The 14,802-nt window shown below is 32.9% G+C and carries 15 protein-coding genes; all 15 read left to right on the top strand.

Annotation, left to right across the window (positions count from 1 at the left end; genetic code table 11):
* Positions 1-164 precede the first annotated feature (164 nt).
* The 15 genes from RDK80_RS03225 (at position 165) to RDK80_RS03155 (ending at position 14,753) form a co-directional block, all read left to right on the top strand.
* Entirely contained in the window at positions 165-1,586 is a 1,422-nt protein-coding gene (locus tag RDK80_RS03225) for a sigma-54-dependent Fis family transcriptional regulator (RefSeq protein ID WP_216560617.1), read from the top strand.
* A gap of 226 nt (positions 1,587-1,812) precedes the next feature.
* Entirely contained in the window at positions 1,813-2,985 is a 1,173-nt protein-coding gene (locus RDK80_RS03220) for a thiolase family protein (protein ID WP_308523456.1), read from the top strand.
* Positions 2,986-3,006: 21 nt separating this feature from the next.
* On the top strand, positions 3,007-3,828 hold the full coding sequence (locus tag RDK80_RS03215) for a 3-keto-5-aminohexanoate cleavage protein (RefSeq protein ID WP_308523455.1): 822 nt from the start codon (positions 3,007-3,009) through the stop codon (positions 3,826-3,828).
* A gap of 22 nt (positions 3,829-3,850) precedes the next feature.
* On the top strand, positions 3,851-4,624 hold the full coding sequence (locus tag RDK80_RS03210; RefSeq protein ID WP_216560726.1) for a cyclase family protein: 774 nt from the start codon (positions 3,851-3,853) through the stop codon (positions 4,622-4,624).
* 61 nt (positions 4,625-4,685) lie between these two features.
* On the top strand, positions 4,686-6,653 hold the full coding sequence (locus RDK80_RS03205) for a hypothetical protein (protein ID WP_308523454.1): 1,968 nt from the start codon (positions 4,686-4,688) through the stop codon (positions 6,651-6,653).
* 303 nt (positions 6,654-6,956) lie between these two features.
* On the top strand, positions 6,957-8,402 hold the full coding sequence (gene amrA / locus RDK80_RS03200) for an AmmeMemoRadiSam system protein A (RefSeq protein WP_308523453.1): 1,446 nt from the start codon (positions 6,957-6,959) through the stop codon (positions 8,400-8,402).
* Positions 8,403-8,534: 132 nt separating this feature from the next.
* Positions 8,535-9,512, top strand: a complete 978-nt coding sequence (gene amrS / locus RDK80_RS03195) for an AmmeMemoRadiSam system radical SAM enzyme (protein ID WP_308523452.1) — start codon at positions 8,535-8,537, stop codon at positions 9,510-9,512.
* 97 nt (positions 9,513-9,609) lie between these two features.
* Positions 9,610-9,801 carry a sigma factor G inhibitor Gin gene (locus tag RDK80_RS03190; RefSeq protein WP_094900368.1) on the top strand — a complete coding sequence of 64 codons (192 nt, stop codon included), beginning with the start codon at positions 9,610-9,612 and terminating at the stop codon, positions 9,799-9,801.
* A gap of 94 nt (positions 9,802-9,895) precedes the next feature.
* Positions 9,896-11,311 carry an aminotransferase class I/II-fold pyridoxal phosphate-dependent enzyme gene (locus RDK80_RS03185; protein ID WP_094900435.1) on the top strand — a complete coding sequence of 472 codons (1,416 nt, stop codon included), beginning with the start codon at positions 9,896-9,898 and terminating at the stop codon, positions 11,309-11,311.
* A gap of 16 nt (positions 11,312-11,327) precedes the next feature.
* The gene (gene tmk / locus RDK80_RS03180) at positions 11,328-11,960 is read left to right on the top strand and encodes a dTMP kinase (RefSeq protein WP_094900369.1); all 633 of its coding nucleotides are present in this window, start codon (positions 11,328-11,330) and stop codon (positions 11,958-11,960) included.
* Positions 11,961-11,964: 4 nt separating this feature from the next.
* Complete coding sequence (locus RDK80_RS03175; protein ID WP_308523451.1) at positions 11,965-12,291, top strand: cyclic-di-AMP receptor; 327 nt, start codon at positions 11,965-11,967, stop codon at positions 12,289-12,291.
* Between the two features lie 3 nt (positions 12,292-12,294).
* The gene (locus RDK80_RS03170; protein ID WP_235601265.1) at positions 12,295-12,588 is read left to right on the top strand and encodes a cyclic-di-AMP receptor; all 294 of its coding nucleotides are present in this window, start codon (positions 12,295-12,297) and stop codon (positions 12,586-12,588) included.
* Positions 12,589-12,603: 15 nt separating this feature from the next.
* On the top strand, positions 12,604-13,572 hold the full coding sequence (holB, locus tag RDK80_RS03165; protein ID WP_216560603.1) for a DNA polymerase III subunit delta': 969 nt from the start codon (positions 12,604-12,606) through the stop codon (positions 13,570-13,572).
* Between the two features lie 15 nt (positions 13,573-13,587).
* Complete coding sequence (locus tag RDK80_RS03160; protein WP_216560601.1) at positions 13,588-14,487, top strand: stage 0 sporulation family protein; 900 nt, start codon at positions 13,588-13,590, stop codon at positions 14,485-14,487.
* Positions 14,488-14,585: 98 nt separating this feature from the next.
* On the top strand, positions 14,586-14,753 hold the full coding sequence (locus RDK80_RS03155; protein ID WP_094900372.1) for a DUF362 domain-containing protein: 168 nt from the start codon (positions 14,586-14,588) through the stop codon (positions 14,751-14,753).
* Positions 14,754-14,802: the final 49 nt, after the last annotated feature.

Here is a 14,802-nt window from a genome sequence, read left to right as displayed (position 1 = left end):
ACCATGCCCTTATAGGGCTAGAGCAAACCACCCGTTTTACGGGTGGTCATGATTTTTTAAGTAAAGGATTATTTTGTTTTATTTTGTTAAATATTATATAATACTTATGAATTTATAGTTATTGAAATGCACCTAACAACAAATATATTGGAGGTGTAGCTAAGGTGATAGATAATATTATGGATTTAAGTCCAGAGATTACAAAACTTATTATAGATCATTTAGATGGTGTTGTTATAACTGATCCACAGGGTCGATATGTATATGTAAATGAAGCTTGGTCTGAAATGATGGGTGGAATTAAGCTTGAAGATATAAAAGGAAAATTTGTTCATGATATTATACCAGATACAAAGATTGACTTTGTTCTTAAATCTAAAGAGGCAGTTACAGGCCATGTTATTATCTCAAAAGGCCCTTCTAAGACAGAGGCATTTTCAACTTATATTCCTATTCTCAAGGATGGTGAATTGGTAGCAGGATTTATACATGTATTTATTAGGGGAATGAAAAGTGCAGTAGATTTTTCATCGAAAGTAAATAGTATGCTAAATCAAATCGAGTACTATCAAGAGGAATTAAGGAAGATTAGAGGAGCAAAATACTCTATAGATAATATTGTTGGAAATAGTCTAGAGATTAGAAAAATGAAAGATATCATAATTAATGCTGCAAGATCAAGCTCTACTGTACTGATTGAAGGAGAGACAGGAACTGGAAAAGAGTTAGTAGCTCATTCCATACATGATCTGAGTATGAGATCCTCAGCTCCTTTTATAAAGGTAAATTGTGCTGCAATACCAAGTAACCTGCTAGAATCTGAATTCTTTGGATATGAAGAAGGAGCTTTTACTGGAGCTAAAAAAGGTGGTAAAGAGGGCAGATTCGAAATGGCCAAAGGAGGAAGTTTATTTTTTGATGAAATAAATCAAATGCCATTGGTATTACAGCCAAAACTTTTGAGAGCTCTACAAGAAAAAGAAATTGAAAGAGTAGGTGGAAAAGAGAGTATTCCTATTGATGTTAGAATTATTGTAGCTTCTAATGTTTCACTAGAAAAAATGGTAAAAGAGAATAAATTTAGAAGTGATTTATTCTATAGACTCAATGTAATAAAGCTAGTTATTCCACCATTAAGAAAACGAAAAGAAGATATTCCGCTTATAGTTGACAATTTGTTAGATAAATTAAACTTTCAACTAGGAATGAGTGTACCTAGTATATCTGATGAGGCTAAGATGAAACTCAAGGAATATGAGTGGCCGGGAAATATAAGAGAACTACAAAATGTAGTGGAAAGAGCCATGAATATGTCTTGGGGAGAGGTTTTAGAATGGAAACATTTTAGTCCTTACTTTGAGAATAAGAAACTTCGAAAGAATCATAAAATAAATATAAATAATGAATTATCAACTAATGATAATGAATTTTTAATTAAAGATATGAAGGATAGACTAGAAAAAGAAACCATAATACAAGCTCTTTCTAAATGTAATAATAATAAGACTCAGACAGCAAATATGCTTGGAATATCTAGAACATTATTATATAAAAAGATGGAAAAATACTCCATAGATAAGAATTGAAGTGTAAACTATGGTTTACGTAAACTTATGTTTACAGATACTGTTGTACCATAATAAATTACAAGATTAAATCTAATATATGTAAACAATTGTTTACATGTGAACGAAAAGAAGTTTGAAATTATATGGGTGAAAGCCTGTAATTTCAAGCTTCTTTTTTATTTTAAATTTGGCATGGTATTTGCACTATTTATATTTGAAAAATAATTATATAAAGGAGGAAAATATGAAAAATGCAGTTATAGTTTCTGCCGTACGAACTCCTGTAGGTAAATGCAGAGGAATACTATCGTCAGTAGAGCCATATAAAATGGGTGCAGCAGTTGTCAAAGAATCAGTAAATAGAGCAGGCATAAATATGGATTTAATAGATGAAGTAATTTTTGGAAATCTAATGGGACACGATGTAAACAATATTGCAAGAATGGTAGCACTTGAAGCTGGCATACCAATGGAAAAACCTGCACTTACAGTTGATAGACAATGTGGAACTTCCCTCAATGCAATTGCACTAGGTGCAATGATGATTCAACTAGGAGAAGCTAAGGTGATTGTAGCAGGCGGAGTTGAAAGCGATTCTCGTAGGCCCTATGTGATGTTAAAACCTGAAACAGCATATTCTGTAACTCCACCGAGATTTTGTGAAGGATTGAGACTTGCTCCGGATCATATTGGAAACCCAAATATGGGTATTACAGCAGAAAATCTTGCAGAAAAATATAATTTGAAAAGGGAAGAACTGGACTTATATTCAGTAAATAGTCATAGAAAAGCTACAGAAGCATTGAAAGCAGGGAAATTTAAGGAACAGATATTACCTATTCAAGTTGATTTGGGTAAAGGAAAAACTATTACAGTATTTGAAGATGAACCTATTAGAAAGGATGCTAATCTAGAATCTATGTCTAAATTAAAGCCGGTCTTTAAAAAAGATGGAGTAGTTACTGCAGGAAATAGTTCTCCTATGAGTGATGGTGCAGGAGCTGTAGTTATTATGGAAGAAGAATTAGCGAAATCCCTTGGTTTAGAAATTTTGGCAAGATATAAGAGTTTTGCGTCTGTAGGTTGTGATCCAAATATTATGGGGATTGGACCAGTACCTGCTACTAAAAAGATTCTTGAGAAAACCAATCTTAAGTTAGAGGATATTGATTTAATTGAATTAAATGAAGCTTTTGCCGCACAGACTTTGGCTTGTGTAAAGGAACTAGGCATTGATGAAGAAAAGCTGAATGTTAATGGAGGAGCTATTGCTCTAGGTCATCCTCTAGCAGGAACGGGAGCTATATTAGTAACTAAAATGGTTTATGAGATGAAAGATAGAGATGCAAAATTAGGGTTAGTAACATTTTGCTGTGGTGGTGGACAAGGAGTAGCTATGCTGCTTGAAAGAGATTAAATAATAAAGAGGAGGATAAAAATGGGAAAAACAATTATTACAGTAGCACCAACAGGTGCGTGGCCAACAAAGAAGGATAATCCAAATGTACCTTTGACACCTAAAGAGATTGCAGAAGATGTTTTTGAATGTTATAAAGCAGGAGCTGCAATTGCTCATCTTCATATGAGAGATGATGAAGGTTTAGGAACTATGGATAAATCAAAATTTGAAGAAACAGTAAGACTTATTAAAGAAAAATGTGATATTGTAATTAACTGCACAACTTCCGGAGATTTAAATGCTACAGATGAGACAAGACAAGCTCACCTAAAAACCATTAGACCTGAAATGGCATCATACGATTGTGGTTCTATGAACTGGCAACATAGTACTGTGTTTCTAAATACACCTTCCTTCTTGGAGGAACTAGGCAAAACAATGCAAGAATATGGAGTTAAGCCAGAAATTGAAATTTTCGATGCAGGTATGATTTACAATGCAGAATATTACGTGAAAAAAGGTATATTAAAGGCACCTTTACATTATCAGTTTGTTTTAGGAGCAGCGGGAGGAACAACTGCAACTGTAGAAAATTTAGTTTATTTGAAAAACTTGATACCTCAAGGCTCTACTTGGTCTGCTTTGGGCATTGGTAGAGGGCATATACCAATTATGTTAGCTACCATAGCCATGGGTGGTCATATAAGGGTAGGCATGGAGGATAATGTAATGTTTGCTAAGGGACAACTAGCAGAATCAAATAAACAATTTGTTGAAAGAGCAGCTAACATAATAATACAAAGTGGTAATGAAGTAGCTACACCAGATGAAGCTAGAGAAATTTTAGGACTAAAAAAGTAAAACTGCAAAAGGAGAATAAAAGATGAGAAAGATTATTGATTTAAGTATTTCAGTTGAAAATAATTTACCTAGTGACCCACCAAAACAGATTCCACAGATAGTATATAATAACCATAAAGACACAGCAGAAGAAATGGCAAGATTCTTCGGGAATGCAACTGTAGATGATTTACCAGGAGGGAATGGATGGGCGATAGAGTATGTAACATTATCAACTCATACAGGAACTCATATTGATGCTCCATATCATTTTTATCCAACTATGAATAGAGGAGAAAGAGCATGGACTATTGATGAAGTGCCTTTAGATTGGTTTTTCGGTCATGGAGTAATAGTAGATTTTAGAGATAAGGCAGATGGATATAAAGTTACAAGTAAAGATTTTATTGAGTATTTTGAGAAGATTGATTATAAATTAAAAAAAGGTGATATTGTCTTAATAATGACTGGTGCACCTAAATACTGGGGAACAGAAAGATTTTTAACTGCTGGATGTGGAATGGGAAAAGAAGCGACTTTGTGGTTAATAGAGCAGGGAGTAAGAGTTATGGGAACTGACGGATGGAGCTGGGATATACCACTGCCATTAACTGGAGAAGAGTTTAACCGTACAGGAGATAGTTCTATTATCTGGGAAGGACATAGAGCTGGCATGGAAGAAGCTTATCTTCATATAGAGAAACTTACTAACCTTGATCAACTTCCAATAACTGGCTCTGAAATAATTTGTCTTCCAATTAAAATCAAGGATGCAAGTGCAGGATGGATTAGAGCTGTTGGAATAATAGAAGAATAAAAACTGATAATTAAACATTAATGATATGAACTACAAATAAAACATAAAGGTGGTAGAAAAAATGAATGTGCAAATTATCTTCAGTATTTTCTTTATTGTATTTGCAGCAATAATGGTTGGAGCTGGAGTATATAGCAAGAAGTGGGTATCTGACACTTCTGACTATATACTAGCAGGAAGAGAAGTAAGTTTATTAATAAATATTATGGGGGTAGCAGCTATAGGCTTTGCTGGTACAACAGTATCCTTAGCTCCAGGATATTCTATTCTATATGGAATCAAAGGATCACTTATATGGGGAATTATATATTCTGCATTAGGTCTTATATTTTATGGACTAGTATTCTCAAAATTTATTAGAATAAATGGAGCTCAAACACTTCCAGAATACCTAGAAATGAGATATAGCGGCAAAGTAAGAAATGTAGTTGCTGCAGGTACTATTATAGGGTTATGCGGTATATTAGCTAATAATATAATGTCTGTGGTTGGAATAGTTTCTGGATTCGTAGGTTGGCCACAAGGAGTTGTCCTTGCAATAGTTTTTGCTATAATTTTAATATTTACCTATATTAGTGGATTGTGGGCGGCTACAATAACAGACTTTTTCCAAGTATCTGTTGGTATTATAGCAATTCCTTTATTTTTAACAATGACTATTCAAAAATATGGAGGAATTGATTTTCTACAATCAAACTGGGGAGGAGCAAGTGTATTCACAGAAGGAATTACAGGTGGAAGTATGGGAATTACTTCATTTAAATATCCAAGTGCACTAACCTTTGTTTTACTTTTCGGAGCTGCCTTAGTTTGGGGAAACAACTATTATTGGATGAAAATTGCTTCCTGTAGAAGTGAAAAGGTAGCAAAGAAATCATTTGCCATAGCTGGAGTATTATTAATAGTAGTATTTATGATTCCTCTTGCATTCATAGGTGCATATGCTGGAGCGGTAACTCCAGAATCATTTACACTTGGTGGTGGAACAAATCTGCCTACCGCAGCATATGGAGTATTTGCTAGCTTATTCCCACCAATTGTATCATCTTTCTTTATCATAGGTTCTGTAGCTGCATCTATCTCTACAGCATCTACAGCTGCAATAGGAGCATCATCAACAGCTACTAGAGATATTTATCAAAGAATGATTAATCCTAAAGCAGATGCTAAAACAACATTAAAAGCAAGTAAGATAATAATGTTATTGGTAGGAATATTAACATGGGCATTATGTTACTTCCCAGGAGGCCCAACTTATTTATTCGCCTTTGCCAATGCTTGGCTAGTACCACCTGCAGTATTGCTTTGTTTTGGAGCTATTTGGCCTAAATTTAACTCAGATGGAGCATTATGGGGGGTTTTAGCAGGAATGATATCAATGGCAGTTTTAACATTGACTGAATTACTAGGAATATTTACCGTTGGAAAATGGACTCATTTGGCAATTGTTGGATTTGCAGTAACAGTTATAGTAGGTCTTTTAGCTAATGGATCTAAATCTTCTAAATACTATGCTCAACCAGATTGGAAAGTTAAAGTAAAAGAAGGTAAAAGAGAAAAAGTTACATTAGATAAAATTGATATACAAGTATTAGAACTAATAAAAAACGGACATATATATATGGCAGATATAACAGATGCATTAGGTGTAGATTCTAAGACATCAAATATCTCAATTGAAAAACTGGACCGTGGAGGTTATATTGAGAGAGCTGGTCTGACAGGCAGCAAGTTCTATGAGTTCTATGTAACAGAAAAAGCAAATCAAGTATTATCTCCATTAATGGGAAAAGAAGCAGAAATGAATGAGGTCGGATTAAATTCAGCTTATGTTGGGTTGTTAAAGGTTGCAAAGGAAACTCCTGAAAATGTAAATAAATATGTGAAAGATCAACAATGGAAATCATTAAAAGTATCAAGTGTAACCAGTCATTTAACAAGGCAAGGATATATCTTAGAAAAAGGTTTATTTAAGAGAAAAATTTATGTAACACAAAAAGGTATAGAAGCAATTAATAAATATATCTAATAAAATAAAAAAAGGCTTCTATTAAGTACTAATACATTAAGGAAGCCTTTTTTGAAACCTATGTAAGTTAAGCTCTGATTAAATAAAGTTAGAACTTTCCTATGGCTATAAAAAATAAAGAAACTTATATAGAGTTTTCTATATAGGTTTTTCTATTTTTTGGGTAAGATATAAATATAATTATCGATTCACAGTTCACAATTCACAATTACTGGGGTCTAGCTATTGGGTCTTTATTGACGACCTGCGGTCGCTTTTATAATTGTGCATTGTGCATTGTGAATTGTGAATTGGAGAAGTGAATTGAATGAAAGGATTGATCTAATGGGTAAAATTTTAGGGGCTTATTTATTTCCACATCCACCTATTATTATTCCAGAAATAGGAAAGGGAGAAGAGAAGAAGATACAAAAAACAATGGAAGGTGTTAAAGCCTTAAGTATAGATATAAAAGAAAAATCTCCATCTACTATAATAATTATTACACCTCACGGACCATTATTTAGTGATGCAATATCAATATCGATAGAAAAGGATTTATCCGGAAATTTTGGAAATTTTGGTCATAGTGAATTAAAGTTTAAATTTGAAAATAATCTATCATTAGTAAAGAAAATAATCAACAACAGCTTAGAAGCAGAGATAATGGTAGCAGGAGTAGACGAAAGCTTTGCTAAAAGGTATAAGGTGGAAAGGGAACTAGATCATGGGGCCTTAGTACCTTTATATTTTGTGGATAAAGAATATGAGAATTATAAACTTATCCACATTACCTACGGAATTTTATCTCCAAAAGAATTATATAAATTTGGAAGGGCAATACAATCTGCAATAATAGATTCAGATGAAGAAGTTGTAGTAATCGCATCTGGAGATTTATCTCATAGACTTTCAAATGATGGTCCCTATACTTATTCTCCAAAGGGAAAAATATTTGATGAGAAAATTATAGATATATTAAAAGAAAACAGATTAGAGGATATTGTTACATTTGACTTAGAATTAGCTGAAGCAGCAGGAGAATGTGGATTAAGGTCATTGATGATAGCCACAGGAATTGTAGATGGATATAAATTAAAGTCAGAGATTATGTCCTATGAAGGTCCTTTTGGTGTAGGCTATTGCACAGCAAAAGCTGATATATTAGGAGAGATTTTTGGCAATCCCTTGGAAGGAAAAAATCTCCTAGATATAATAGAAGAAAAGAAAAGGACTAAAATCAACGAGGCTAGGGAAAAAGAAAGTCTATATGTTAAATTAGCTAGAAAAAGTTTAGAACATTATGTAAAGTATAGGCAATATATAGATGTCCCAGATGGACTGCCTGAAGAGTTTTTAAACATGCAAAAAGCAGTGTTTGTATCTCTAAAAAAAGATGATATGCTAAGAGGCTGTATAGGTACTATTGAGCCAACAGAACAAAATATAGCATTGGAGATAATAAAAAATGCAGTATCAGCAGGGATGAAGGATCAGAGGTTTGACAGGGTAACAGAATATGAATTAGAAGATATAATATATTCTGTAGATGTATTGTCGGAGCCAGAGGCTATTAAAACTAAGGAGGAACTAGATGTAAAGAAATATGGAGTAATAGTTTCTCATGGATATAAAAAAGGTCTTTTACTTCCTAATTTAGAAGGTGTAGATACTGTAGACGAACAGCTAGATATAGCTTTAAGAAAAGCTAATATTATGCCAGATGAGAATTATACCATGGAGAGGTTTGAAGTGGTGAGATACAATTGAAACAAATTCACAGTTCACAATGCACAATGCACAATAAAAACAGTGACCGTAGGTCGGAAAAAAATACTTCATAGCTAGACACCAACAATTGTGAACTGTGAATTGTGCATTCAAGAAAAGGTGGTGAAGATCATGAAAGAAGCTATGTATTATAAAAAAGGTGATAACAAAGATGTATATTGCGTTCTCTGTCCTCATTATTGCAAGATTAGGGACGGAAATGCAGGTAGATGTAAAGTAAGAAAGAATATAGATGGAACCCTCTATACCTTAAATTATGGAAAGGTAACTTCTTATTCTTATGATCCCATAGAGAAAAAGCCTTTATATCATTTTTACTCTGGAACTAGTATATTTTCAGTTGGCAGTTTCGGATGTAATTTAGGATGTGATTTTTGTCAAAATTGGGAGATAGTGTACGAGGAATCTTTGATGATGGACATATCTGAGGATGAGATAATTACACTGTCTAGGGCAAAGGATTCCATTGGCATAGCCTATACTTATAATGAACCCAGTATCTGGTTTGAATACGTTTTAGACATATCTAAGAAAATAAAAGAAGAAAGCCTCAAAAATGTAATGGTCACAAATGGATATATAAATGAAGAACCTTTAAGGGAGCTTCTACCTTATGTGGATGCCATGAACATAGACTTAAAGTCTATAGAAGATTCTTTTTATAAATCTATATGTAAAGGAAGTATAGATCCTGTTATAAGGACAATTGAGATAGCTTCTAAAGACATTCATGTTGAAGTGACTACCATGTTAATTGATGGAGAAAATGCTTCTTTTGATGAAATAAGGAGATTAGCCCAAAGAATTGCAGAGGTAGATCCTTCTATACCTCTTCATCTAAGTAGATATTTCCCAGCATATAAAATGAAACTTCCATCAACTAATATTGAAACCTTGATTCAAGCTAAAAATATAGCTAAGAAATTTTTAGATTATGTATATATAGGTAATGTTTGGGGTGTCGATAATAATAGCTATTGCCCCAAATGTTACAACAAATTAGTAGATAGACATTTAAATGGGGAGATAGTCGGAGTAGAAAATGGAAAATGCAAAAAATGCCAGTACACATTAAATTTTAAATATTAATACTTACCCCTTGCCAAGCACGAAATAAATTATTAAGAATAAAATATAGTATTAGGGCAATAATCGTAATGGGAAATAAAGGTAAGGGGTGAGATATATGTATTGCAAAATATGTGGTAACGATAGAGTAATAACAAATTTACTTGGGCAAAGCATTTGCAAAGAATGTATAGATGAAATTACAAGGACATCTGTATTTGATGAAACATATGATTTGTATAAAAATCTCATTAGAATCTTATTAGGATATTACATATCTGAAAAGCACCAACTAAACCCTGTAAATTAATACAGGGTTTTTTAAATTTATGGTTTATATATTTGTAAAAGTGATATATAATAAGTAAGAAAATTTATTTTGATTAGGAGGATGATGGTTGGGAATGAAAACTCCCGTATTTGATGCGCTAAAAAGATTGATGGAAGAGGATAGTGTTTTTTTTCATATGCCTGGACATAAAGGCAAAAATACACTAATTAATTGGGGTGACTATATACCTTTTATAGACACAACAGAAACAGAAGGCATGGACAATTTGCTAGACCCAAGGGGCATCATCCAAGAGAGCCAAGAACTAGCAGCTAAGGTCTTCGGTGCAAAATATACCCAATATGCAGTAAATGGTTCAACTGGAAGTATATATATAGCATTAGCTACAATAACGAAGCCAGGAGATAAAATACTAGTTCAAAGAAACTGTCATAAGGCAGTATATAATGCAATGATACTCAACAGACTAAATCCAATCTACATGTATCCAAACTATAATGAGGAATACCATGTAATGACGGGTTTAGATCCAAAGGATATAGATGATATTTTAACTGAAGATGATGAGATCAAAGCAGTAGTCATAACATATCCAAATTATTATGGGGTATGTTCTGATTTAGAAACAATAGCAAAGATAGTTCATAAGCATAATAGAATATTAATGGTGGACGAGGCACATGGACCTCATATGACCTTCTCAGAGAGACTTCCTAAGCCAGCCTTAGAATGTGGTGCAGATATAGTAATTCATAGCACACATAAAACTATGGCCAGCTTTACTCAGACATCAATGATTCACGTAGGTACTGATAGAGTGGATTTAAATAAGCTTAGGGATAGATTTCAACTGTATACAACCACTTCACCTTCATATTTATTCACTGCATCAAATGAAATAGCAACAGCTTATATGGACTCAATGGAGGCAAGGAAAAAATTAGAATGGAATATAGATAAATGTGAAGAAACTATAAAAAGACTTAATGCTATAGATAGGGTATTCGTATTTACTGGAGATGAAAATGACAAAACCATATTTGCAAAGGATAATACAAAGATATTGTTTAGAATAGATGGGATGAAAGGTTCTCAAGTAAAGAAGCAATTATATGCAAAATACAATATAAGATTAGAAATGACAGATTATTACTATGCTTTAGCTCTTACATCTTTTATGAATGAAGAAGAGGATTATGAAAGATTAATAGCTGCTGTGGAAGATCTGGCAAAGACAGCCCCATATGATGATATAACACCAGTTAGTATCAAATTACCAACACCAGAAGTTATAATGCCTATATATGAGGCTTATCACGGCAACAAAAAACAAAGAGAGCTAAAATATAGTATAGGTAAAATATCTGCCACTGCTATTATTCCGTATCCACCAGGAGTACCGTTAGTAGTACCTGGGGAAGAAATAACTCAAGAACTGTATGAGCAAATTACTTTCTTAATGGAAAACGGTATAGAAATAGTAGGATTAATGGGCTATAATAAAGATAGACTAGTTGTAGTGGAATAAGAAAGGAAGATATTTGGTGAGAGGACTTTTTATAGCTTTAGAGGGACCGGATGGTTCAGGGAAATCAACGATAATAAAACTAATAGGGAATTATTTAAAAGATAAAGGCATAGAATTTGTAATGACTAGAGAACCCGGAGGGACTTTAATAGGCGAAGAAATCCGCCATATTGTCTTAGATGAAAAAAACACTGGTATAAGTGATGAAACAGAAGCACTGCTTTATGCAGCAGCAAGAGGACAGCATGTCCACGAGAAAATATTGCCTTCTTTAAAAGAAGGAAAATTGGTTTTATGTGAGAGATTTGTTTTATCCAGTTTAGCCTATCAAGGAGTAGGAAGAGGGTTAGGCATAGAAAAGGTTAAAGCTATAAATGATTTTGCAATTAGAGGAGTGTATCCAGATTTAATCCTTTTCTTTCATGTTGATCCAGAAGTTACTTTAGAGAGAAAAACTGGGAATCAAGGTGGAGATAGGCTGGAACAGGAAGGCAATGATTTTCACAAGACCGTTTATGAAGGTTACATGGAGCTTTTAAAATTGTACCCAAAGAATATAAAAGTTATAGATGCTACAAAATCAATAGAAGAAGTTCTTGAGCAAAGTATTAAAGAAGTGGAAGACTTACTAACTAAGAAGAGGGAGTGATTGTATGAAACTTATAATATGTATAGTTCAGGATCAAGATGCTGGAGCTTTAATTGATGATTTAACAGAAAAGGAATTTAGAGTCACAAAATTATCATCAACAGGAGGATTTTTAAAATCCGGAAATACTACGCTTTTAATTGGAGTAGAGGAGGAGGAGGTACCTTCTGTAATAAAGGTAATAGAGGAAAATTGTAAAACGAGAGAGCTTACCACATCTCTTCTTACAGTGACTATGCCGGGAGATACCTATATACCATTCCCATTGGAAGTAAAAGTTGGGGGCGCAACATTATTTATACTTGATGTAGAAAAACATATTAAAATATAAGGAGTGAGTTCTTTGAAACTTATTATCGCTATAATTCAAGATGAATATATTACAAAGGTTATAAAAGCTTTAATGGAAAATAAAATAAGAACCACAAAGCTTTCCTCAACAGGTGGTTTTCTCAAATCTGGAAATACTACACTTTTCATAGGTGTGGAAGATAATAAAGTAGATGAGGTAGTAGAATTAATAAGAAAAGAATGTGTTAGCAAAAAAGTAAAATCAGGAAATGATGAAATAACTGTTGGAGGCGCTAATCTATTTGTAATGGATATAGATAAATATATGAAGATATAGAGTTGAGGGATATAAATGGATTTTAATAAGATTCTAGGACATGAAAAGCAAATAGAGGCTTTAAAAAACTCCATAAGGAATAAAAGTATTAGCCATTGCTATTTATTTGAAGGGGAAAAAGGCTTAGGGAAAAGAAATTTGGCCCTAGCCTTTTCTAAAACACTTCTTTGTAGAGAAGGACAGGCTGAACCATGTAATAAATGTAGTTCTTGTATTAAATTTGATAGTGAAAATCATCCGGATTTTAAAATTTTGTCTCCTGAAAAGGGAATAATAAAAAAATTTGAAATAGAGAAACTAATTAATTCCATGGCAACGTCCCCATTTGAGAGTAAAAGAAAAGTATTCATTATTGATGATTGTGATATGATGAGACTAGAGAGTCAAAATGCTTTACTTAAAACATTAGAAGAACCCCCAGAATATATTAATATAATTTTAGTTACTTCCAGTAGTAGTAAATTACTTCCAACAATATTATCTAGATGTCAAATAGTCAAATTTTATCCACTGGATATTTCTAAGATAATAGATTTGTTAATGAGAGACTATGGAATTGATGAGAATAGGGCTAAATTTATTGCAGGTATTACAAAGGGGTCTGTGGAGAAATCTATAGAATTAGCTGAATCAAATAGCTTTTTTGATAAAAGAGAGGAAATCATAAAGATAATAGATGGTCTGTTAAAGGGTGATAAAACAAAAGCTCTTACTTCTATGGACTTTTTTAATGAAAATAAGGAAAATATTGAGGAAATATTAGATATTATTCTTTATTGGTTTAGGGATTTGCTTATTTATAAAGAAATAGGAAACACTGGCCTTTTAATAAATAAAGATAAGATTGAGATATTATCCAAGGAATCCTTTATAGATTTAAATAGAATTAATGATATAATATATAAAGTAGAAGATACTAAGATAAATATTAAAAGGAATGTGAACTTTAGTTTATCCATAGAAACTATGCTTCTCAGTATATAGGAGGAATTAATTATAATGGTAACAGTAGTGGGAGTGAGATTTAAGAAAGCAGGAAAAATTTATTATTTCGACCCTGATGATATAGATGTAAAATTTAATGATTTTGTCGTAGTTGAAACAGCTAGAGGAATAGAATTTGGCCATGTAGTAGTGGGACCAAAGGAAGTTACAGAGAGTGAAATAGTAGCTCCCCTAAAAAAAGTTATTAGGGTAGCTTTAGATGAAGACTTTGATATTCATAGAGAAAATAAAAGAAAAGCCAATGAAGCAATATCCATATGTCAACAAAAGGTAGAAGAACATGGATTATCTATGAAATTAGTCGATGTGGAATATACCTTTGACAATAATAAAGTAATATTTTATTTTACTGCTGATGGCCGGGTGGATTTTAGAGAGTTAGTAAAGGATTTAGCTGCTATATTTAAAACCAGAATTGAGCTTAGACAAATAGGAGTAAGAGATGAAGCTAAGATGGTAGGTGGCATAGGACCTTGTGGAAAGGTAGTATGCTGTGGGCAATTCTTAGGTGAATTTGAGCCAGTATCTATAAAAATGGCTAAGGAGCAATCTTTATCTTTAAATCCAACTAAAATATCTGGACTTTGTGGAAGACTCATGTGTTGTCTAAAATATGAACATGATGTATACGAGGAATTATTGGCTAAAATGCCACAAGTAGGAGCTATAGTTATTACCCCAGAGGGAAGAGGAACTGTTGTTGAGACATTTACTCTGCTTGAAAAGGTAAAAGTAAAGGTAAGATTAAAAGATAATACAGATGACTTATTATACTTCCAAGTTAAGGAGATAGAAGATACGGGAGAAGTAGATTCAGCATATGAGAAGGTAATGGAGCTAGTACAGGAAGTTATAGACGTGGAGGAAATAGATATTAAAAGTTTAGAAGATTAGGTAAAAGTTAAATAAATTTAAAATCTCTTTTAATATTGAGCGAAATCTGTTAAAATTAAATCGTATTAACATACAAGCATAACAAGGGGGTGAAACAATTGGCATATAAGATTCATGATGATTGTATTGCATGTGGCGCTTGCCAAGCGGAATGTCCAGTTGACGCTATATCTGCAGGAGATATCTATGTTATAGACCCTGAAAAATGTATTGACTGTGGTGCATGTGCTAACGTTTGTCCAGTAGACGCACCTAAGCCAGAATAGTACTTAGAAAAAAGACCCTTAAGGGTCTTTTTTATTAAAAGAGATATAA

The organism is uncultured Tissierella sp. (assembly GCF_902479755.1).
Taxonomy (GTDB): Bacteria; Bacillota; Clostridia; order Tissierellales; family Tissierellaceae; genus Tissierella; species Tissierella carlieri.
Note: the sequence above shows the minus strand (reverse complement) of the source record. Positions and strands in the feature narration are given on the sequence as shown.